This window comes from Microbacterium sp. zg-B185 (assembly GCF_030246885.1).
In the GTDB taxonomy this organism is placed as follows: domain Bacteria; phylum Actinomycetota; class Actinomycetes; order Actinomycetales; family Microbacteriaceae; genus Microbacterium.
On record NZ_CP126739.1, the window covers coordinates 2,066,181 to 2,086,357 of the forward strand.

A 20,177-nucleotide genomic window follows, 5' to 3' on the forward strand; every position below is an offset into this window, starting at 1 on the left:
CGCGGTCAAAAGGCCGGGGACCGACGGCTAGGCGAACGCCTCCACCGGCGGGCATGCGCACACCAGGTTCCGGTCACCGTACGCCTGGTCGATCCGCCGCACGGGGGGCCAGTACTTGGTGCGCACCAGGGAACGCACCGGGTACACGGCGAGTTCGCGCGAGTACGGGTGCGTCCACTCCGCCGCGACCACCGACTCCGCGGTGTGCGGCGCGTTGCCCAGGGGATTGTCGTCGGTGGGCCACTCCCCCGCCGCCACGGCGCTGGCTTCGGCACGGATGGCGATCATCGCCTCGATGAACCGTTCGATCTCGGTGAGGTCCTCGGACTCGGTCGGCTCCACCATGAGCGTCCCGGCAACCGGGAACGACATCGTCGGCGCGTGGAACCCGTAGTCGATCAGCCGCTTGGCGACATCGTCCACGGTGACGCCGGTCTCGTCGCGCAGCGGTCGCAGATCCAGGATGCACTCGTGTGCGACCAGACCGTTCTCTCCGGCGTAGAGGACCGGGTAGTGGCCCTTCAGCCGCGTCGCGATGTAGTTCGCCGCCAGAACAGCGGCGGCGGTGGCGTCTCGCAGACCATCCATCCCCATCATCCGCACGTATGCCCACGAGATCGGCAGGATGCCGGCAGAGCCGTGGGGGGCGCCCGACACGGCGCCGCCCTGGAACACCCCGCCCGCGTGGTCCGCGCGCTGCGAGAAGGGGTGCCCCGGCAGGAACGGCGCCAGATGCGCCTTGGCGGCGACCGGACCCACTCCCGGACCGCCGCCGCCGTGCGGGATCGCGAACGTCTTGTGCAGATTCAGGTGCGACACGTCCCCGCCGAGGTCGCCGAAGCGCGCGTACCCCAGCAGCGCGTTCAGGTTCGCGCCGTCCACGTACACCTGGCCGCCCGCGTCGTGCACGGCCTGGGTGATCTGCAGCACGTCCTGCTCGTAGACGCCGTGGGTCGATGGGTAGGTGATCATCAGCGCCGCCAGTTCGGCCTCGTGCTGGGCGATCTTGGCACGCAGATCGCCCAGGTCGACGTTGCCGTCGTCGTCGCATGCCACCACGACGACCTTCATCCCCGCCAGCACCGCGGATGCCGCGTTCGTGCCGTGCGCGGATGAGGGGATCAGGCACACCGTGCGGCCGAGCTCGTCGTTCGCCCGGTGGTAGCCGCGGATCGCCAGCAGCCCGGCCAGTTCTCCCTGCGAGCCGGCGTTGGGCTGCAGCGAGACGGCATCGTACCCGGTGACCTCCGCCAGCCATCGCTCGAGCTGCTCGATCATCGCGAGGTACCCGCGCACGTCCGCCTCCGGGGCGAACGGGTGCACGCGGGAGAACTCCGGCCACGAGATCGCCGCCATCTCCGCGGCCGCATTCAGCTTCATCGTGCAGGAGCCGAGTGGGATCATGCCGCGATCCAGCGCGTAGTCCCGGTCGGCGAGCTGCTTGAGGTAGCGCATCATCGCCGTCTCGCTGCGGTGCGTGGTGAACACCGGGTGCGTCAGGTAGTCGTCACGGCGGTGCAGCGCGTCAGCGACACCGGACAGCGGCGTGGCGTGGTGGAACGGCACGTTCCGCTCGCCGTCCGCCTCCGCCGAGGGAAGCCCGAAGGCCCAGGCGACGGCGGCGAGGTCATCGGCGGTGGTGGTCTCGTCCACCGAGACGCCCACGGTCGCGTCGTTCACCCAGAACAGCTGGTAGCCGCGGGAGCGGGCGCGCTCGATCACATGCCGCGAGGGTCCGGGCGTCACGACCCGGATGGTGTCGAAGAAGGCGTCGGACACCAGCGACAGGTCGTAGGAGCGGAGCCGGTCGGCGAGGGCCTGCGCCTTCTGGGCGACCTCCGTGGCGATCGCGCGAAGTCCGTCGGGACCGTGGTAGACGGCGTACATCGCGGCCATCACGGCCAGCAGCACCTGTGCGGTGCAGATGTTCGAGGTCGCCTTCTCGCGGCGGATGTGCTGCTCACGGGTCTGCAGCGACAGCCGATAGGCGGGATGGCCCGCGGCATCCTGGGACACGCCGACGAGTCGACCGGGCAGCTGGCGCTCCAGTCCGGTGCGCACCGCCATGTACCCGGCATGCGGACCGCCGAAGCCCAACGGCACGCCGAACCGCTGCGTCGTGCCCACCGCGACATCCGCACCCAGCGAACCCGGCGAGCGCAGCAGGGTCAGCGCCAGCAGGTCCGCCGCGATGACCACGAGCCCACCCTGCGCGTGCACGGCGGCGGCGGCCTGGGCCGGATCCCAGACCCGCCCCGAGGCGCCGGGGTACTGCACGAAGGCGCCGAACGCCTCCACGCGGTCCAACGAAGCGGGACCGTAGGCGGTGTACTGCACTCGGATCCCGAGCGCCGCAGCGCGTTGCTCGAGCACCGCCTTGGTCTGCGGCATCGCGTCGGCGTCGACGAGGAACACGTTCGACGCCGACTTGGAGGCGCGCCTGGCCACCAGCATCCCCTCGACGACGGCGGTCGGCTCGTCGAGCATGGAGGCGTTGGCCGTCGCGAGGCCGGTCAGGTCTGTGACCATCGTCTGGAAGTTGATCAGCGCTTCCAGCCGGCCCTGCGAGATCTCGGGCTGATACGGGGTGTACGCGGTGTACCAGGAGGGGTTCTCCAGCACGTTCCGGGCGATCACCGACGGGGTGAAGGTGTCGTAGTAGCCGAGTCCGATCATGGGGCGGGCGACCCGGTTCATCGACGCGATCTCGCGCAGCTCCTCCAGCGCCTCGGCCTCCGTCGCGGCGGACGGGATGTCGGATGTCGTGCGCGAGCTCGCCTGGATGGATGCCGGCACCGCATCCCGGACGAGGGCGTCGACGGTGTCGTAGCCCAGTGCGCTCAGCATGCGCGCCTGGGCCGCGGCATCCGTTCCGATGTGACGGGCGGAGAATCCGTCGAGCCGTGTGCTCTGCCCCGCCGAAGAGGTCGCACTCACGCGTCGCCGCCGGTCAGCGCGACGTAGGCTTCGCGATCGAGCAGCTCGGACGCATCCGAGCTGTCGACTTTCAGCTTCATCAGCCATCCGTCACCGTACGGGTCGGCGTTGACCATGGACGGGTCATCCACGACGGCCTGGTTGACACCCACGACGGCGCCGGTGAGGGGTGCGTACAGCTCGCCGACCGACTTGGTCGACTCGATCTCGCCGACGACCTGGCCGGCCGAGACGCCGGAGTCGACCCCGGGCAGGTCGATGAAGACGACATCGCCGAGTTTGTCGGCGGCGTAGTCGGTGATGCCGATGGTGGCCACATCGCCGTCCAAGGCGACCCACTCGTGCTCGGCGGTGTATTTGAGGCTGTTGAGGTCGGTCACTTCTTCCTCCGGTGTGCTCTGGTGGATCACGGAGCGCGCTGCGCGGGTCACGCAGTGCGCCGGTAGAACGGCAGGGGGGTCACGGTCGCGGGAACGCGCGTACCGCGCACGTCGATGAACAGTTCGGTGCCTGCGCTGCTATGCGCGGGTGAGACCAGAGCCATCGCGATGGGATGACCGAGGGTCGGGCTCAATGCGCCACTGGTGACCTCGCCGACCGCGGTGCCGGCCGCATCCAGCACCGCGTAGCCGGCGCGTCCGGCGCGCTTGCCCTCGGCGGCGAGCCCCACCAGCACGGGCGCATCCGCCGCGACGACGGCGGCCAGTCCGGTGCGGCCGACGAAGTCGTCCTTGTCGATGGCCACGACGCGGGCCAGCCCGACCTGGGCCGGGACGATGTCTGGGGACAGCTCATGTCCGTACAGCGGCATGCCCGCTTCGAGGCGCAGCGTGTCGCGGGCGGCCAGCCCCGCCGGCACCAGCCCGAACGGCGCGCCGGCGGACAGCACAGCGTCCCAGAGTGCGGCGGCGGACCCGTTCGGGATGAGCAGTTCGTACCCGTCCTCGCCGGTGTAGCCGGTGCGCGCGATCAGCACGGTCTGCCCCTCGAAACTCGCCCAGGTGGCGGCGTAGTACGTGAGGTCATCGAGCGGGGAGGCCGATTGCGCCAGTCCGACCGTCGCGTCCAGCACTGCCCGGGCAGCGGGGCCCTGCACCGCGATCAGGCAGTGGTCATCAGTCGCGTCCACCACGGTCACCCCTCTCCCCACCGCCGCCGCGGCGAGCGCCGCCGCGACGGCGTCGCGGTTGCCGGCGTTGGCGATGACGAGGAACGACTCCTCCTCGAGGCGGTAGACGATCAGGTCATCGACGATCCCACCGCGCTCGGACAACAGCAGCGAATACTTCGCCCGGCCCACCGGCAGGGTGGACAGGCGACCGGCCAGGACGTAGTCCAGGTACTCGCCCGCCCCGGGGCCGGAGACGAAGAACTCCGCCATGTGCGAGATGTCGAACAATCCGGCGGCGGTGCGCACGGCACGGTGCTCGGCGAGCTCCGACGAGTAGCGCACCGGCATCGCCCAGCCGCCGAAGTCCGTGAACGAAGCTCCGAGCGACTCGTGCCGGTCGCGAAGCGGTGTGTAGCGGGGCGATGTCATGAGTTCTCCCGGTCACGTGCGGGCAGACGCCGATCGGCGCCTGTGAACTCCCCCTCTGTCATGGGCCTGAGAGCTTCGCCTCGGCATCCCTCCGCGTCGAGCGGATGCCGGGACTTTCACCGTCGGCGGATCCCCGAAGGATCGCTTTCCAGAGTGGCCGAGCCCGGGCGGTACGCATACCTGAGAGATTGGCGGGGAGGCTTGCTCCTTCGGTGCTCGGCGCACGTGCAGCCGAGGCTCTCCCGTCCGGGTTGTTGGCCGGTATTGACTTGCCGTGCCAGCATAGCGTCCGCAGCGTGCGTGCGGTCAGCCGATGCAGCGCCCCGACGAAGCGGCATCCGTCCAGCCGGTGGCGCCGGCGAGGATGGGCTCGAGCTCAGCCGTGGTCATCGCGTAGCCGCGGTCCGAGTCCGCCTCCGCCCGCGCGAAGACCACCCCGCCCACCGCGCCGTCGGCGGTCAGCAGGGGGCCGCCCGAGTTGCCGGGATTGACCTGCGCCGCCAGGGCATAGATGTCCCGCAGAGCGGTCGACTCGCCGTAGATGTCCGGCACCTCCGCCGCCCCGGCGGAGATCACTTCGGCGTTCACCATCGAGAAGGGTCCGCCGAACGGGTAGCCCTGGATGACGCCCGCCGTTCCGGGGCTCAGCGGTGGCACCACCGGCAGCGCGGAGGCGCCGAGTCCATCGACGGCGATCACGGCGAGGTCATCGATCGGGTCGAAGTACACGATCCGACCCTCGCGCGCCGGGACGCCCGGGAGTTCGACGATCGGGGTCTGGACGCCTGCGACCACGTGGGCGTTGGTCACCACACGGTCCGGCGCGATGACGAAGCCGGACCCGGCAGCGCTGGTGCCGCAGGCGAACGCCACGCCCGACACGCGCGCGACGGATGCCGCGGCGTCGGCCAGCAGCGGGTCATCCAGCGCCACCGGCGGAGCGCTGGGCTCGATGTCCAGTTCCAGCAGCTCTCCCAGCCGCGGGAGCGCGTCCTCCATCACCGCCGAGCGCACTCGGGCCAGCGCCTCCGCCACCGGTGCGGGCGTCACTGAGGAGATCGTCCGGAGCACCTGTGAAGACTTCAGGGCGGTCGAGACCACCGGCGTCCCGGTCGCCGCGACGCTGGAGCCGATCAGGCTCAGTGACAACGCTCCGGCGAGGACCGCGAGCGCGCCGCCGAGCAGGCGGTCGACGGCCCGCAGCGGCGTCCGGTCGACCCCGCGTCGCAGTGCGGCGCCGATCGCGCCGATCGCGGTCGCCCCGGCTACCAGCAGAACCAGCACCAGCGCGATCACCGCCACCACCCGCGTGGTCGGCCACGGCCAGAGCTCATTGACGATCGGCACGAGCCAGAACGCCGCCAAGCCGCCCAGCACGATGCCGATCAGGACGCCCAGGCTGGCGAGCAAGCCGCGCTGCAGACCGACGACCAGCGCGAGAACGAGCAGCCCGATCAGCACGATGTCGATGACGAGCACGCTCTCCCCATCTCTGCCATGCCAACCCGGGCGTTCAGCGTAGCTCCTGCAGATTTCCAGAGTCTGGGTGCCGCCGGTACGCCCGGCCGGGTCCGAACGCGCGTGCGGCGTTCGGCGCCGTGCGGGCGGGGCGCGACACGACCTCGCGGATTCTTGCCCTTCGGGTCAGAACGACACTAAGATCGAATCGAGGTAATGGTCATGATGACACAAACAACCGCGAGTGCCGGCACGCCGGAGGGCGTCCCCGCGCCCGAGGACGTGACCCGCGTTGCGGTCTCGACGGTGATCTTCACGCTGCGCCGCGACCCGCACGACGACCGCTCCACCGTGGCCCTGCCGCTGGTGCGTCGCACGCGTGATCCGCACGCGGGTCTGTGGGCTCTTCCCGGCGGCTGGCTGAACCCGACCGAGAGTCTGGATGCCGCGGCATCCCGCACCCTGGCCGAGACGACCCGGATCGCGCCCAGCTACCTCGAGCAGCTGTACGCCTTCGGAGCGGTCGACCGCTCCCCCACCCGGGTCGTCTCGATCGTCTACTGGGCGCTGGTGCGTCCGGACGAGATCCCGAGCGATGTCGTCGAGAACGTCGCCTGGTTCGACGCGGCAGAGCTGCCGCGACTGGCCTTCGACCACAACGAGATCGTCGAGTACGCCCTGTGGCGGCTGCGCAACAAGGTGGGGTACAGCCGGATCGCGCATGGGCTGCTGGCCGACGCGTTCACGCTCGCCGAACTGCGCGAGGTCTACGAGTCGATTCTGGGTCGGCGCCTGGACCCCGCGAACTTCCGCCGCCAGGTGGAGAACTCCGGGACGCTGATCCCCACCGACCGCTTCCGCACCGGCAGCCACCGCCCCGCGCGGCTGTACCGCTACAACCAGGACGTCGAACTCGCAGACCGCGGGCCTCTCGTCGTCCGCCACTGAATCCGTCCAGATCGAAACGAGCCCGCGATGTCCGCACCAGTCCTCATCCCCCAGCCTCGCTCGGCCGACCCGTCCGTGGATCACACGATCCAGGCGATCGTGACGGGCGCATCGACCACCGAGACCTGCACGACGGAGCTCGCCGCCGGGCCGTGGAACTTCGACTCCCGGCCGGGATACGGCCCCGGGTCCTCGATGGGCGATGTCATCCCGACCGGCTCGCCCCGTCAGGGCGAGTTGCCGATGGAGTACCGCGAGGCGTCGGCGGAGCAGCTGGACCTGCGCGTGCGGGCGGCGAAGGCCACGCTCGGCGACCGGGTCAAGATCCTCGGCCACTTCTACCAGCGCGAAGAGGTGGTGCGGCACGCCGACTACATCGGCGACTCGTTCCAGCTGGCCAACGCCGCCAAGGCCCACCCCGAGGCCGAGGCGATCGTCTTCTGCGGCGTGCATTTCATGGCCGAGACCGCCGACCTGCTCTCCAGGCCCGAGCAGGCCGTCATCCTGCCGAACCTCGCCGCGGGCTGTTCGATGGCCGACATGGCCGACATCGACCAGGTCGAAGACTGCTGGGAGCAGCTCGCGGAGATCTACGGCGACATGGACGCCCCGGATGCCGCGGGCCGGGTCCCGGTGATCCCGGTCACGTACATGAATTCCTCCGCGGCGATCAAGGGATTCGTGGGACGCCACGGCGGCATCGTCTGCACGTCCTCGAACGCGCAGACCGTGCTGGAGTGGGCATTCGAGCGTGGACGCCGCGTCCTGTTCTTCCCGGACCAGCACCTGGGCCGCAACACCGCGAAGGCGATGGGCGTGCCGCTCGAGCACATGCCGATGTGGAACCCGCGCAAGCCGCTGGGCGGTGCGACGCCGGGCGAACTGGCGGCGGCCCGCGTGATCCTGTGGCACGGCTTCTGCTCGGTGCATCGCCGGTTCACCGTCGACCAGATCGACAAGGCGCGGGCGGAGCACCCAGGCGTGCGTGTGATCGTGCACCCGGAGTGCCCGATGGCCGTCGTGGACGCCGCAGACGAATCCGGGTCCACCGACTACATCCGCCGGGCGATCGAGGGCGCGAGCGAGCCCACGACGTTCGCGATCGGCACCGAGGTGAACCTGGTGCAGCGTCTGGCGGCGGACCACCCGCAGCACACGATCTTCTGCCTGGACCCGGTGGTGTGCCCCTGCTCGACCATGTACCGCATCCACCCCGGCTACCTGGCGTGGGTGCTCGAGGGCCTGGTCGCCGGCCGGATCCTGAACCGCATCAGCGTGCCGCAGGACGTCGCCGGTCCGGCCCGGATCGCGCTGGAGCGGATGCTGGCGGCCAAGCCGCCCGCCGCCGCGGCATCCGGCTGGGAGAACGCCTCATGACGGCGCCGGTGCACGCGATCGTCGTCGGCAGCGGCATCGCCGGCCTCACCGTCGCGCTGCACGCGCTCGGGCACGGCTGCCGCGTCACGCTGGTGACCAAGGACGTGCTCGAGCACGCCAACACCCGGTACGCGCAGGGCGGCATCGCCGGCGTGATGTTCGACGATGACCGCGCCGAGGATCACCTCCGGGACACGCTGACCGCCGGAGCGGGCCTGGGCGACCCGGCTGCGGTGCGCGTCCTCGTCGAGGAGGGCCCGGCCCGCATCCGCGAACTGATCGCCCTCGGCGTCGCGTTCGACCGCGGTGCGGACGGCGCGTTCGTGAAGGGGCTCGAGGCCGCGCACTCCTATCCGCGCATCCTGCACTCCGGCGGTGACGCGACCGGCACCGCGATCGAGAAGGCGCTCGTCGCACGGCTGCGTGCGAGCAGCGTGCGGGTCCTCGAGCACGCGTTCCTGGTGGACCTCGTCCGGCAGGGTGAGCGCATCACCGGCGTCGACCTGCTGATCGGGGAGCCGGCAGGCTCGGATGCCGCACCGACAGCTGCCGGCCGCCGCGAGCGGATCCACGCCGATGCGGTCGTGCTGGCCACCGGCGGCGCCGGTGAGCTTTACGCGCACACCACCAACCCCGCCGTCGCCACCGCGGACGGCATCGCGGCCGCGCTGCGCGCCGGTGCGGATGTCACCGACCTCGAGTTCTTCCAGTTCCACCCGACCGTCCTGGAAGGCGCGAACACCGCGGCCGGACCACGAGCGGGCGATGCCGAACCGGGCGCGGGTGGCTCGTTCCTCGTCTCGGAGGCGGTCCGCGGCGAGGGCGCGACGCTGATCGACGAGACCGGGCGGCGCTTCGCGTTCGATGCGCACCCGGACGGCGAACTGGCACCGCGCGATGTCGTCGCACGGGCGATCGCACGGCAGATGGAGGCCCAGGGCGGACGCCCGGTGTTCCTGGACGCCACCCATCTGCGCCCGACACCGGAGGCGCTGGCCGAATTCCTCGCCCGCCGGTTCCCGACCATCGACCGCGCCGTTCGCGACCGCGGCCTGGACTGGTCCCGCGAACCGATCCCGGTGACCCCGGCCGCGCACTACCTGATGGGCGGCGTGAGGACCGACCTGGCCGGACGGACCAGCATCCCCGGTCTCTACGCCGTCGGTGAGGTGGCCCGGACCGGAGTGCACGGCGCCAACCGCCTCGCCTCCAACTCCCTCCTGGAGGGCGCCGTCTTCGGCGCACGCGCCGGCGACGCCATCGCGGCGGACGCGGTCTCCGGCCGCTGGACCGGCCCCGCGCAACCCGCCATCGCACGCGACCTGGACCCGGTACGTCCGGATTCCGCCGGCCTCGAGCCGGACTCGGTGCCCCGGTTCAGCCGGGCCGCGCTGCAGGAGCTGATGTGGGAGCACGCCGGACTCGTCCGTGACGCCGCGGGGCTGGAGCACGCCGGATCCGTCCTCGCGTCGTGGCGCGCACTCCCACGCGTCCGGCGCACCGAGGCCGAGTTCGAGGACGAGAACCTCCTGCTCGTCGCCGAGGAACTCGTCCGCGCGGCGCTGCGCCGCCGCGACTCGCTCGGCGCGCACTTCCGCCGTGACGACCTCCCGCGGCCGGACCGCGCCGCGGTGTCGTCGGTCTCAGGCGTGCTGGCCGGCAGGGGCGCCTGATGCTCACCAGGACCACCATCGACCGGGTCGTGGGCAGCGCGCTCGAAGAGGACGCTCCGTGGGGCGATCTGACCAGCGAGATGCTCATTCCCGACACGGCGACGGGCCGGGCCGAGCTGGTCGCGCGCGAAGCCGGCGTCTTCAGCGGCGCCGACGTCTTCCGCGCCGCTTTCCGCCTCACCGACCCTGCGATCGACGTGCAGCTGCACGTCGCGGACGGGACGTCCTTCGTCCCGGGCGCTGTGCTGGCGGTGGTGTCCGGACCGGCCCGCGGCATGCTCACCGCGGAGCGGATCGGCTTGAACTTCGTGCAGCGGATGTCCGGGATCGCCACGCTCACGGCGCGCTACGTCGCCGAGGTCGCCCACACGGGTGCCCGCATCGTCGACACCCGCAAGACCACACCGGGACTGCGCGCCTTCGAACGGCACGCGGTCACGGCCGGCGGCGGCCACAACCACCGCTTCTCGCTCTCGGATGCCGTCATGGCCAAGGACAACCACCTCGCGGTGCTGGCGAACAAGGGCGTGTCGGTGACGGCCGCGCTGCAGGGTGCGATCGCCCGTCTTCCGCACACGACCCACGTCGAGGTGGAGGTGGACCGGCTCGAGCAGATCGAGCCCGTCCTGGCCGCCGGCATCGGCACGATCATGCTGGACAACTTCTCGTTGGATGACCTGCGCCGCGGCGTCGAGCAGATCGCCGGCAGGGCGACGGTGGAAGCGTCCGGGGGCGTGTCGCTGGACACGGTGCGCGCGATCGCCGAGACCGGCGTGGATGTCATCTCGGTCGGTGCGCTCACCCACTCCGCCCGTGCTCTGGACCTCGGCCTGGACATCCGCATCTTCTGAGGCGACCATGAGCATGCTCTATCTCGACAACGCGGCCACGACACCCGTCCGGCGCGAGGTGCTCGAGGCGATGATGCCGTTCCTGACCCGCTGGTTCGGAAACCCGTCGAGCCGTCACACCGTGGGCGAAGCCGCCGCCGACGCCTTGGCGGATGCCCGCTCCCGTGTCGCCCGCGTGCTGGGGATGCGCCCCGGCGACGTGATCTTCACCTCCGGCGGCACCGAGTCCAACAACCTGGTGGTGAAGGGCGCCGCCATCGCCGCGGCGAGCGGCCGCGGCGCGAGACACCTGGTCACCACTCCCGTCGAGCACGAATCGATCCTGGAGTCGGCCGCCTACCTGGCGCGCGTCCACGGGTTCGAGGTGACGCACGTCCCGGTTGACCGGTCCGGCCGGGTCTCCCCCGCCGACGTCGCCGGCGCCGTGCGCGAAGACACCGCCCTGGTCAGCCTCGGCTATGCGAACAACGAAACCGGCACTGTGCAGGACATCGTCGCCGTGACGGCGGCCGTACGCGCCACCGGGGTGCGCGCGCCGATCCACATCGACGCGGTCCAGGCCGCCGGTTGGCTGCCGCTGGATGCGGGCGAGCTGGGGGTGGACGCGGTCTCGCTGGCCGGCCACAAGCTCGGCGCGCCGAAGGGGACCGGCGTCCTGGCCATTCGCGCCCGCGTGCCGCTGGAACCGCTGATGCACGGCGGCGGGCAGGAGCGCGGCCGCCGAAGCGGCACCGAGGATGTCGCCGGCGCCGTGGGGTTCGCCACCGCCCTCGAGCTGGCCGAGGCGGAGCGTGCGGCGGCATCCGCCCGCGTCGGCGACCTGCGGGACCGGTTCATCGCCCGCGTGCTGGACCGGGTCCCGACAGCACGTCTCACCGGCGACGCGGTCCACCGTCTCCCCGGGACGGCCAGCTTCACGTTCGCGGGCACCAGCGGCGAGGCGGTCCTGCTCGAGCTGGAGCGCCGCGGCGTGGTCTCCTCCAGCGGCTCGGCGTGCGCGGCGGGCAGCGACGAGCCCTCGCACGTCCTGCTGGCGATGGGCGTGCCGCCGGACCTGGCCCAGACCGCGGTGCGGTTCACCTTCCCCCACCACCTCGATCGGCCCCTGGATGCCGTAGCGGACGCGGTTGCGGCATCCGTCCTCGCCGTACAATCGGGCGGGTGAGCACCCCCGCCGCAGTCACCGTCATCGTGCCCGGCCACGACGTCGCCCGGTACGCCGCCGATGCTCTGGCGTCGCTGCGCGCGCAGAGCATGCCGGATTGGACGGCGATCCTGGTGGACGATGCGTCCACGGATGCCACCGCCGAGGTGTTCGCCGCCGCTGCGGCGGCCGACCCGCGGTTCCGGTTCGTGCGGCACGAGCAGCGGGCCGGACTGGGCGCCGCCCGCAACACCGGCCTGGACCTGGTCGAGACGCCCTTCCTCGGCTTCCTCGACGCAGATGACACGTTCACGCCGAACGCACTGCAGCGACTGCTCGGCGTGCTCGATCAGAGCGGCAGCGACTTCGCTCTCGGCGCCTATGTGCGGCTGCGACCCGACGACACCGGCGGGTACCGCCTGGGTGAGGTGCAGCCGTGGGTCCGCGCCTCCAGCGCCCCGGAGCGGCGCGGCACGACGATCGACGAGCACCCCGAGGCGTCGGCCAACATCGTGGCCTGGTCGAAGGTGAGCCGCACCGACTTCTGGCAGCGGACCGGCCTGCGCTTCCCCGAGGGTCGCCTGTACGAGGATCAGATCGTGGCGCAGCAGATGTACGCCCGGGCGCGCCGCTTCGACACCGTCCCGGATGTCGTGGCGCACTGGCGGGTCCGGGCCGATGGGTCCTCGATCACCCAGCGCGAGGCTCAGCTGGACGTGCTGCGGGACTGCCTCGCGGCGATGGATGCGGGACTGCGCGTCCTGGAGTCCACCGGCCACCCGCTGGCCGCGCAGGCGCGGCTCGGACAGCTTCTGCGCATGGATGTCCCCCGGTTGGCGCAGATCGCACGCACGCACCCGGATGCCGCGTACCGCCGCGCGCTCGGCGCGTTCACCCGCGAGATCTGGGCCCGCGCCGGCAGCGCACGCGCAGACCTGGATGCGGCATCCGCCACCGTGGTCGACGCCGCGCGACTGTGGTAGCCCGCCCCGGCTAGCGGTCGCCGAGCCGCGGCCAGGGCTCGTCTTCGGCCAGGTCGTCGGCCAGAACCGGCAGCGGTCCGGTCAGCGACAGCGAGCCGGCCAGCACGGCCAGCGGATCATCCGGAGGGACCCGAGCGGGCTCGTCCGGGGCGCGGTCCGCGCGCCGCGTGGGCAAGGTTCCGAGCGGCTCGGTCGCTTCCTCCTCGAGGATCCGGGACGCCGCGAGCTGCTGGGCGGCCAGATCTGCGTACAGCCCGCCCTCGGCGATCAGGCCGGAGTGGGTTCCGGACTCCACGATGCGACCCGCGTCGACGACGTGGATCACGTCGGCGCCGATCACCGTGGAAAGGCGGTGCGCGATCGTCAGCGTGGTCCTGCCTCGGGCTGCGGCATCCAGTGCCTCCTGAACGACGCGCTCCGAGACCGTGTCCAAGGCCGATGTGGCCTCGTCGAGCAGAAGAACGGGCGGATCCTTCAACAGGACGCGCGCGATCGCGATGCGCTGCTTCTCACCGCCGGACAGGCGATAGCCGCGCTCTCCCACGATCGTGTCGTACCCCTCCTCGAAGCCGGAGATGATGTGGTGGATGTTCGCAGCGCGGCACGCCTCTTCCAGTTCCGCCTGGGTCGCCTCCGGCTTGGCGTAGCGGAGGTTCTCGCGGATCGTGGCGTGGAAGAGGTAGGTCTCCTGCGAGACGATTCCGACGTGGTCGATGATCGATTCCTGCGTCAGCCGCCGCACATCCTCACCCGCGAACAGGACTGCGCCGCCGGATGCCTCGTACATCCGCGGCGTCAGGTACAGGACGGTGGTCTTGCCCGCCCCCGACGGGCCGACGAACGCGACGTGCTGCCCGGGCTCTGCGGTGAACGAGATGCCGCGCAGGGTGGGTGGGGCGTCCGGGCCGGCATCCGGGTAGCGGAAGACCACGTCACGGAACTCGATCCGGCCGATCGGACCCGGGGCGGCCGCGACCGGAATCGCATCCGGGGCGTCGCTGATGGCCGGCACCAGGTCGAGGTACTCGAAGATGCGCGCGAAGAGCGCGCCGGATGTCTGCACATCCAGCGCCACCCGCATGAGGCCCATCAGCGGCATGAGCAGGCGGGCCTGCACGGTCGTGAACGCGACCACCGTCCCGGCCGTGATGACATCGCTTCCGCCGGTGATCAGGTAGCCGGAGACGAGGTAGATCACCGCGGGGACACTGGCCATCAGCACCTGGACGACGGCGAAGAAGCCCTGGCCGCTCATCGCCCGCCGCACCTGCAGGCGCACCTGATTGACGTTCTCGGCGCCATAGCGGGCGGACTCGGTCCGCTGGCGGTTGAAGGACTTCGACAGCAGGATGCCCGAGACGCTCAGCGTCTCCTGGGTGATCGCGGTCAGCTCGGAGAGGGATTCCTGCGTCTCGCCCGCGATGCGAGCGCGCACCTGCCCGACGCGCCGCTGGACCACCACCAGGACCGGCATCATCACCACCGCGATGATGGTCAGCCGCCAATCGATGATGATCATCGCCACCAGCGACGCGGCCACGGTGACGACGTTGCCGAGGATGCTGGTGACGGTGTTGGTCAGCACTCCCGAGACGCCGCCCACGTCGTTCTGCAGCCGGGATTGGATGACCCCGGTCTTGGTGCGGGTGAAAAAGCCCAGCTCCATGGCCTGCAGATGCTCGAACAGCTTCACGCGCAGATCCCCGGTGACGCGGTTGCCGACCGTCGAGGTGAACCAGGTCTGCAGCACGCCGAGTCCGGAAGAGAGCACGAACAGCCCGACCATGAGCAGAACCAGCCGCAGCAGCAGGGACAGGTTCGGTCCGCTGCCGTCCGTCGGAAAGAGCGCGTCGTCGAAGATCCGCTGCACGATCAGCGCCGGAACCACGGCGATCGCGGCGCCTGCGATCACGAGCACGCCGGTCAGCAGGATCTGCATCCGATACGGGCGGAACAGGCCGATCACGCGGCGGCCGAGATGTGGGATGCGGGGCGCTTCGGCGTTGAGCTTCTTCTGCGCCGCGATGTCGACCGGGCGGAATCCCACCGCCGGTCCACCACCCCGCCCGCCCATGCTCACGCCTGCAAGCCTAATGACGCACGCCGACGCGGGGGCGGAGTCGGCCGGTCCGCCACGGCACTGCCACCGGGACTCGACCGGAGCGGTCACCCGAGGTCGATGACGAGGTTGACGACCGTGCCGATGATCACCGCGCCGAACAGGTACGCCACCAGGGACTGGGCGATCACGAGCCGACGGATCGCGTTGGTGCGCACAGCGCTGTCGCCGACCTGGTAGCCCATGCCGATGCCCACGGAGAAGTAGACGAAATCGGTGTACGACGGGTCCTCTTCCTGGTTGAAGTCGATTCCGCCGACCGGAGCGGAGTAGTACAGGTGCGCATACCGCAGCATGTAATCGGATTGGATGAGGGCCCAGGACGCCGCGACGCTGACCACCGCGATGGCGGCGAGCAGGTACGACTCCAGCTCCGATGTGTCCTGCGTCTGGATCAGCACGACCACCACCGCGCCCAGGCTGGCGATGCTGCCGATCAGGGCGACCAGCCGTGCGAACGATCTGCCCGGATCCTCGCCGGTGGCATGCTCACGGGTCTGCGGACCGTCCATCGGCCAGACCAGCAGCGACACCCAGGCGACGTTCGTGGCGGCCGCGCCCGCCCAGCCGGCCAGCAGCCCCGCCGCCCACCCGAGCACGGGGCCCACAGCGACGACGACGATCGCGCCGACCGCGATCGCGACACCCGTCCGGAACAGGACCGCTCGGCGAACTGGACTCATGGCCATACGCGAATATTTCCACGCGATTCGGGAATGCCGCGCCCGACGTGGCCGTTACTGTGTGGGCTCGTCCTTTTTCGTGTGACCGCCTGCGGGATGTTGTCGTGCACGCCCATCCCCTGAGGAGACGCCCTATGGCCGCCACCGACATCTCTCCCCGCACCGACAGCGTCGTGGTGCCCCCGGGCGCGATCCTCAGCCGCGCTGACAGCCGCATCATCTGGCTCCTGCTCGGGGCCGCCTTCGTGGCGATCCTGAACGAGATGACGATGGGGGTGGCCATCCCGCATCTGATCACCGATCTGGGGATCACCGCCGTCGCGGCCCAGTGGCTGACCACGGCGTTCATGCTGACGATGGCCGTCGTCATCCCGATCTCGGGCTTCCTCCTGCAGAGATTCACCACCCGCGCCGTGTTCGTCACCGCGATGGGCCTGTTCTCCCTGGGCACTCTGATTGCATTCGTGTCCCCCGGATTCCCGCTGCTGCTGGTGGCGCGCGTGGTCCAGGCATCCGGCACCGCCATCATGATGCCGTTGCTGATGACGACCCTGATGACGCTCGTGCCCGCCCACTCGCGGGGCAGGATGATGGGCCGCGTCAGCGTCGTCATGTCCCTGGCCCCCGCGATCGGTCCGACGCTGTCCGGCCTGCTCCTGGACACGGTCGGCTGGCGCTGGATCTTCGGCATCGTGTTGCCGATCGCGCTGATCGCACTCGCCGTCGGCGCGCGCTGGATCCACAACCTGGGTGAGCCGACGCGGGTGGCGATCGACGTACCGTCGATCATCCTGTCCGCGCTCGGCTTCGGCGGGCTGGTGTTCGGTCTCAGCCAGATCGGCGGGCCGGCCGCCCACGGCGGTGGCGCCGCGGCCGCAGCCGCCGCCGACGCCCTGTCCACGACGACGCTGGTGGTCTCCTTCAGCGTGGGCGCGGTGGCTCTCGCGCTGTTCGTCTGGCGTCAGCTGCGGATGCAGCGCACCGATCGCGCGCTGCTTGATCTGCGCGTGTTCCGCTCGCTGAACTTCTCGCTGTCCATCGCCCAGATGCTGCTGCTGTCGCTGTCCTTCTTCGGGACGCTGACCGTCGTACCGCTGTACCTGCAGACCGTGCTGCGCGTGAGTGCGCTCGAGACCGGTCTGATCCTGCTGCCCGGGGCGCTGGCGATGGGGCTGGCGGGGCCGCTGATCGGCCGCGTCTACGACCGGTGGGGTACGCGTGTGCTGCTGATCCCGGGGTCGTTCATCGCCGTCGCGATGCTGTGGACGTTCACGAGCTTCGATCAGTTCACTCCGATCTGGGTGATCGCGGTGTCCCAGACGGTGCTGTCCATCGGGCTGGCTCTTTCGCTGACTCCGCTGTTCACCGCGTCGCTGGCGTCGCTGCAGCCGCGGTTCTACTCGTACGGGTCCGCCGTGCTCGGCACGATGCAGCAGGTGGGCGGCGCGGCCGGCATCGCGCTGATGATCACGATCCTCAGCGGGGTGCGCGACACCGCGATCGGTCGCGGGCTGTCCGAAGCGGCGGCCGGCGCGGCCGGAGCGCAGGCCGCGTTCACGATCGCCGCGATCGCGGCTCTGCCGCTGATCGTGGGCGCCTTCCTCATCCGCAAGCCGGTCGACGGCATCTCCGCGCCGATCGCCATGCACTGACACGCCGATTCTTCCGGGCGCACGTCGCGGACGGATCTCGTCAGCGGCGTGTCGCGCATGGCATGCTGAGCGTTGCCCCGGCACGACCGGCCGGCGCGCGAGGAAGGAACCCGGCCGTGATCGTTCACCCGCCCCCCGCCGACAGCGCTGTCGGCACCGTCGCCGAGATGTACGAAGCAGACCTCAGGGAGGACGGCTTCGTCTCCAGCGTCACCCAGGCGATGGCACTGAACCCCGAGGCCCATTCCGCGTTCGAAGCGCTGATCGCGGCGATCGTGCCTTCGATCGGTGTGCGCACGTACGAGCTGGTCACCCTCGCGGCCGCCCGCGGCATCCCCTCGCCGCATTGCCTGCTCGCGCACGGCCGCAAAGCACTTCGCGCCGACGCGCTCGATGAGGATCAGCTCGAACGGGTCGCCCTCGATTACGAGTCGGCCGGATTGGATGAGTCCGACGTCGCGGTGATGCGGTTCGCCGAGAAGATCTCCACGGATCCGGCGTCCATGACGGACGACGATTCGCGGGTGCTCCGCGAGTACGGGTTCACCGACCGCCAGATCGTCGACATCGCCCTCGCCGCGGCAGCTCGGAACTACCTCAGCCGCGCGTTGCGCGCCCTCGCGGTGCCGGTGCAGGAGATACCCGGCCTGAGCCCGCGGTTGGTGCGCGCGCTGCTGTCCCCCGTTCCCGGGTGAGCGCCGCGGCCACGCCCGACCGCTAGTGGTGGATGAAGGCCTTCATCGCGACGATGACGAGCCCGAACGCGGCGGTGGTGAGCGCGCTGACGACCCGGACCCAGAAGCGCGAGGTCCACTTCAGCACGGCCAGCCAACCCAGCACCCCGAGCGCGACCGTATCCACCACCAGAGCCGTCCAGACCGCCAGGTCGTCGTCCACGACCCGGGTCACGCCCAGCAGCAGCACCGCGATCGGCGCCAGCGAGATCAACAGCATCCCCCGCGAGTGACGGGCCGCAGCGCGCAGGCTCTGCGGCAGGCCAGCTTTTCCCTCGGTCAGGGCGAGGCGGGCGAGGGTTCCGGCGTAGACGTGCGCGGCGAAGAACACCAGCACCGTCACCACGACCGTCACGAGCGCACTGAGCGAGGTGCCCGTCAGGTTGTAGCTGACCACGATCATGCCGGACACGAGGATCAGCCCGTACACGGCCTCTTCGGACATGAGGATGCGGGAGACCCGAGGGGTCATTCCCAGCACCAGTTCGTCGCTCATCGCCGCCTCCCCTTACAGAGTGTCAGAAGGGGTTGCTCCCGCGGGTGGATCCGGCGACGCGATGAGCGGTCAAATCCGCTCGACGCGGATCAGTTGGCTGAACCGCAGGCCGAACCACCGCAGCAGGAACCGCTGGATTCGACCACCGTGAGGAGGTTCTTCTCCTCGGCGATGGGCTGGAGGGTCACGGGGGCGGGCTGCTGCGAAGTCGTCATGGCATCATCGTAGTCGCGTCCCCGCTGCGGCGGCGCATCACGACAGCACCACGCCGCCCGTCTGGCACGTGGGGCAGTACTGCGCGGCCGCCCCGGAGAACGCGAACTCCCGGATCCGGTCCCCGCAGACCGGGCAGATCGCACCCGTCTTGCGGTGGACCTGCAGCGCCGCATGCTTGGCGGCGCGCAGCTGCGATGGCGGTGTCCCCCGCCGCGCGTCGACCGCGCCGGTCAGGACGCTTCGGGTCTGCGCGGCCAGCCGCGCCACCTCGTCTTCGCTCAGGGTCGCCGCGTGCGTCAGCGGTGAGATCTTGGCGGCGTGCAGGATCTCGTCCGAGTACGCGTTGCCGATGCCGGCGAAGGCGGTCTGATCCTGGAGGAGGGCCTTGATCTGCTTCCGGCGACCGGAGAGGACGGCCGCGAACGCGGCGGGGTCGAAGGACCCCGAGAGCGGGTCGATGCCGAGCTTGGCCACCGCGGGCACGTCGGCCGCCCGCGGCACGATGTGCAGGGTCAGCGACTTCCACTGTCCGGCATCCGTCAGGTCGAATCCCGACCCGTCATCGAGCCGGAAACGCGCCATCAGCGTGGCATCCCCCGCGCGTTTCAGTCCCTCGGGGGCGACCTCGTGCCAGAGCACCCATCCGTCGTGGCCGAAATGGACGACCAGGTGCAGCTCGCCGCCGGCCGGGTCCGCCGTGGCGATATCGATCATCTTGCCGAGCCGGGTCACGTCGCTGACCCGGCGCCCGATGAGATCGGCCGGGGCGGGACGCTGCGTCTTCAGTGCTTTGGGCAGCAGCACGTCGGCGCTGCGGATCACGCGGCCGACCGTGTGCGCGCGCAGGAAGGACGCGAGTTCCTGAACCTCCGGCGACTCGGGCATGGCCCCATGATTCCACGGGGCTCGGACCTGCGGTCGGCCCCGGTTGCCAACGCCTGCCCGCCCCGGGCGGCAGGTTATGCCTGCGCACCCGACATGACAACCCCTTGGCCGGGCGTGCGCCGACATTCACGATGGGAGGATGCTGCGTCTGCACTACACGGGAGACTGGGTGCTGATCGCCGACGAAGTGGGCGAGGCACTCGTGGCCTACGCGCGCGCCCTGGCGGAAGCGAAGACCGCGGCCGTGATCGTCGTTCCGGTGGTCGCCGCGGACGGGCAGGTGCAGAACGCGGAATTCCTGTTGGGCCCGGCCAGCCAGCTCTACCTCACCCAGGCAGAGGAGGTCGCGCACGCCGAAGAGGCCGACCGCGAGGTCGTGCGGGAGTTGCAACGGCGCACGCGCAACCTGCAGACCACCATGACCTTCTCCAGCGAACCGGGCGCCGCCGAGGCGCCCTTCGACCACGACGCCTCCTAGCGG

At 70.6% G+C, this 20,177-nt stretch carries 18 protein-coding genes and 2 riboswitches; of the genes, 9 read left to right on the forward strand and 9 right to left on the reverse strand.

Annotated features, from left to right (window positions below; all coding sequences use genetic code 11):
• Nucleotides 1-27: 27 nt before the first annotated feature.
• The 4 genes from gcvP to QNO12_RS09950 all read right to left on the reverse strand — a co-directional run bounded on the left by gcvP (nucleotide 28) and on the right by QNO12_RS09950 (nucleotide 5,956).
• Nucleotides 28-2,847, reverse strand: coding sequence for an aminomethyl-transferring glycine dehydrogenase (gcvP, locus tag QNO12_RS09935; RefSeq protein WP_374761031.1), 2,820 nt, complete (start codon nucleotides 2,845-2,847; stop codon nucleotides 28-30).
• A gap of 86 nt (nucleotides 2,848-2,933) precedes the next feature.
• Nucleotides 2,934-3,317: a glycine cleavage system protein GcvH gene (gene gcvH, locus QNO12_RS09940; RefSeq protein WP_257502634.1), complete on the reverse strand. Its 384-nt coding sequence runs from the start codon at nucleotides 3,315-3,317 to the stop codon at nucleotides 2,934-2,936.
• Between the two features lie 47 nt (nucleotides 3,318-3,364).
• Complete coding sequence (gcvT, locus tag QNO12_RS09945; protein WP_257502404.1) at nucleotides 3,365-4,477, reverse strand: glycine cleavage system aminomethyltransferase GcvT; 1,113 nt, start codon at nucleotides 4,475-4,477, stop codon at nucleotides 3,365-3,367.
• Between the two features lie 45 nt (nucleotides 4,478-4,522).
• Nucleotides 4,523-4,635, reverse strand: a riboswitch (glycine riboswitch).
• A riboswitch (glycine riboswitch) is annotated at nucleotides 4,636-4,732 on the reverse strand. It lies immediately after the preceding riboswitch.
• Nucleotides 4,733-4,783: 51 nt separating this feature from the next.
• Nucleotides 4,784-5,956 carry a MarP family serine protease gene (locus QNO12_RS09950; RefSeq protein ID WP_257502403.1) on the reverse strand — a complete coding sequence of 391 codons (1,173 nt, stop codon included), beginning with the start codon at nucleotides 5,954-5,956 and terminating at the stop codon, nucleotides 4,784-4,786.
• Between the two features lie 201 nt (nucleotides 5,957-6,157).
• Between QNO12_RS09950 and QNO12_RS09955 the strand changes: the two genes are divergently transcribed.
• Genes QNO12_RS09955 through QNO12_RS09980 form a run of 6 tightly spaced genes read left to right on the forward strand, consistent with a single transcriptional unit; the run spans nucleotide 6,158 to nucleotide 12,911 of the window.
• On the forward strand, nucleotides 6,158-6,883 hold the full coding sequence (locus QNO12_RS09955) for an NUDIX hydrolase (RefSeq protein ID WP_374761028.1): 726 nt from the start codon (nucleotides 6,158-6,160) through the stop codon (nucleotides 6,881-6,883).
• A gap of 27 nt (nucleotides 6,884-6,910) precedes the next feature.
• A complete protein-coding gene (gene nadA, locus QNO12_RS09960; protein WP_257502402.1) occupies nucleotides 6,911-8,260 on the forward strand; it encodes a quinolinate synthase NadA in 1,350 nt (449 codons plus the stop codon).
• On the forward strand, nucleotides 8,257-9,933 hold the full coding sequence (gene nadB, locus QNO12_RS09965; RefSeq protein ID WP_257502401.1) for an L-aspartate oxidase: 1,677 nt from the start codon (nucleotides 8,257-8,259) through the stop codon (nucleotides 9,931-9,933). Before nadA ends, nadB begins: the two co-directional genes overlap by 4 nt.
• On the forward strand, nucleotides 9,933-10,784 hold the full coding sequence (gene nadC / locus QNO12_RS09970) for a carboxylating nicotinate-nucleotide diphosphorylase (protein ID WP_257502400.1): 852 nt from the start codon (nucleotides 9,933-9,935) through the stop codon (nucleotides 10,782-10,784). Before nadB ends, nadC begins: the two co-directional genes overlap by 1 nt.
• 13 nt (nucleotides 10,785-10,797) lie before the next feature.
• Nucleotides 10,798-11,949: a cysteine desulfurase family protein gene (locus QNO12_RS09975; RefSeq protein ID WP_257502632.1), complete on the forward strand. Its 1,152-nt coding sequence runs from the start codon at nucleotides 10,798-10,800 to the stop codon at nucleotides 11,947-11,949.
• Nucleotides 11,946-12,911 (forward strand): glycosyltransferase family 2 protein, encoded by a 966-nt coding sequence (locus tag QNO12_RS09980; protein WP_257502399.1) that lies wholly within the window; start codon nucleotides 11,946-11,948, stop codon nucleotides 12,909-12,911. Before QNO12_RS09975 ends, QNO12_RS09980 begins: the two co-directional genes overlap by 4 nt.
• Before the next feature lie 10 nt (nucleotides 12,912-12,921).
• On the opposite strand, the gene QNO12_RS09985 is transcribed toward QNO12_RS09980, so the two are convergent.
• Entirely contained in the window at nucleotides 12,922-14,985 is a 2,064-nt protein-coding gene (locus QNO12_RS09985; RefSeq protein ID WP_257502631.1) for an ABC transporter ATP-binding protein, read from the reverse strand.
• Nucleotides 14,986-15,077: 92 nt separating this feature from the next.
• Nucleotides 15,078-15,713, reverse strand: coding sequence for a DUF1345 domain-containing protein (locus QNO12_RS09990; RefSeq protein ID WP_257502398.1), 636 nt, complete (start codon nucleotides 15,711-15,713; stop codon nucleotides 15,078-15,080).
• Between the two features lie 134 nt (nucleotides 15,714-15,847).
• Here QNO12_RS09990 and QNO12_RS09995 point away from each other — a divergent pair, with 134 nt between their 5' ends.
• Together QNO12_RS09995 and QNO12_RS10000 are read left to right on the forward strand one after the other, a co-directional pair.
• A complete protein-coding gene (locus QNO12_RS09995) occupies nucleotides 15,848-17,365 on the forward strand; it encodes a DHA2 family efflux MFS transporter permease subunit (RefSeq protein WP_257502397.1) in 1,518 nt (505 codons plus the stop codon).
• A 116-nt stretch (nucleotides 17,366-17,481) separates the two neighbouring features.
• Nucleotides 17,482-18,060: a carboxymuconolactone decarboxylase family protein gene (locus QNO12_RS10000; protein ID WP_257502396.1), complete on the forward strand. Its 579-nt coding sequence runs from the start codon at nucleotides 17,482-17,484 to the stop codon at nucleotides 18,058-18,060.
• A 22-nt stretch (nucleotides 18,061-18,082) separates the two neighbouring features.
• Here the strand turns inward: QNO12_RS10000 and QNO12_RS10005 are convergent, their stop codons facing one another.
• From QNO12_RS10005 to QNO12_RS10015, 3 genes are all read right to left on the reverse strand, one after another.
• On the reverse strand, nucleotides 18,083-18,595 hold the full coding sequence (locus QNO12_RS10005; protein ID WP_257522820.1) for a hypothetical protein: 513 nt from the start codon (nucleotides 18,593-18,595) through the stop codon (nucleotides 18,083-18,085).
• Between the two features lie 89 nt (nucleotides 18,596-18,684).
• Nucleotides 18,685-18,810, reverse strand: coding sequence for a hypothetical protein (locus QNO12_RS10010; protein WP_257502395.1), 126 nt, complete (start codon nucleotides 18,808-18,810; stop codon nucleotides 18,685-18,687).
• A 37-nt stretch (nucleotides 18,811-18,847) separates the two neighbouring features.
• Nucleotides 18,848-19,696, reverse strand: a complete 849-nt coding sequence (locus tag QNO12_RS10015; protein ID WP_257502394.1) for an Fpg/Nei family DNA glycosylase — start codon at nucleotides 19,694-19,696, stop codon at nucleotides 18,848-18,850.
• 139 nt (nucleotides 19,697-19,835) lie between these two features.
• On the opposite strand from QNO12_RS10015, the gene QNO12_RS10020 reads away from it, so the two are divergent.
• Nucleotides 19,836-20,174, forward strand: coding sequence for a hypothetical protein (locus QNO12_RS10020; protein WP_257502393.1), 339 nt, complete (start codon nucleotides 19,836-19,838; stop codon nucleotides 20,172-20,174).
• Nucleotides 20,175-20,177: the final 3 nt, after the last annotated feature.

What these genes read in the sequence shown, in the direction of transcription:
- gcvP (WP_374761031.1), bottom strand. Translation starts at nt 2,847, where the DNA reads ATGCTGAGCGCACTGGGCTACGACACCGTCGACGCCCTCGTCCGGGAT.
- gcvT (WP_257502404.1), bottom strand. Translation starts at nt 4,477, where the DNA reads ATGACATCGCCCCGCTACACACCGCTTCGCGACCGGCACGAGTCGCTC.
- QNO12_RS09955 (WP_374761028.1), top strand. Translation starts at nt 6,158, where the DNA reads ATGATGACACAAACAACCGCGAGTGCCGGCACGCCGGAGGGCGTCCCC.
- nadA (WP_257502402.1), top strand. Translation starts at nt 6,911, where the DNA reads ATGTCCGCACCAGTCCTCATCCCCCAGCCTCGCTCGGCCGACCCGTCC.
- nadB (WP_257502401.1), top strand. Translation starts at nt 8,257, where the DNA reads ATGACGGCGCCGGTGCACGCGATCGTCGTCGGCAGCGGCATCGCCGGC.
- nadC (WP_257502400.1), top strand. Translation starts at nt 9,933, where the DNA reads ATGCTCACCAGGACCACCATCGACCGGGTCGTGGGCAGCGCGCTCGAA.
- QNO12_RS09975 (WP_257502632.1), top strand. Translation starts at nt 10,798, where the DNA reads ATGCTCTATCTCGACAACGCGGCCACGACACCCGTCCGGCGCGAGGTG.
- QNO12_RS09985 (WP_257502631.1), bottom strand. Translation starts at nt 14,985, where the DNA reads ATGGGCGGGCGGGGTGGTGGACCGGCGGTGGGATTCCGCCCGGTCGAC.
- QNO12_RS09990 (WP_257502398.1), bottom strand. Translation starts at nt 15,713, where the DNA reads ATGAGTCCAGTTCGCCGAGCGGTCCTGTTCCGGACGGGTGTCGCGATC.
- QNO12_RS09995 (WP_257502397.1), top strand. Translation starts at nt 15,848, where the DNA reads ATGGCCGCCACCGACATCTCTCCCCGCACCGACAGCGTCGTGGTGCCC.
- QNO12_RS10005 (WP_257522820.1), bottom strand. Translation starts at nt 18,595, where the DNA reads ATGAGCGACGAACTGGTGCTGGGAATGACCCCTCGGGTCTCCCGCATC.
- QNO12_RS10010 (WP_257502395.1), bottom strand. Translation starts at nt 18,810, where the DNA reads ATGACGACTTCGCAGCAGCCCGCCCCCGTGACCCTCCAGCCCATCGCC.
- QNO12_RS10015 (WP_257502394.1), bottom strand. Translation starts at nt 19,696, where the DNA reads ATGCCCGAGTCGCCGGAGGTTCAGGAACTCGCGTCCTTCCTGCGCGCG.
- QNO12_RS10020 (WP_257502393.1), top strand. Translation starts at nt 19,836, where the DNA reads ATGCTGCGTCTGCACTACACGGGAGACTGGGTGCTGATCGCCGACGAA.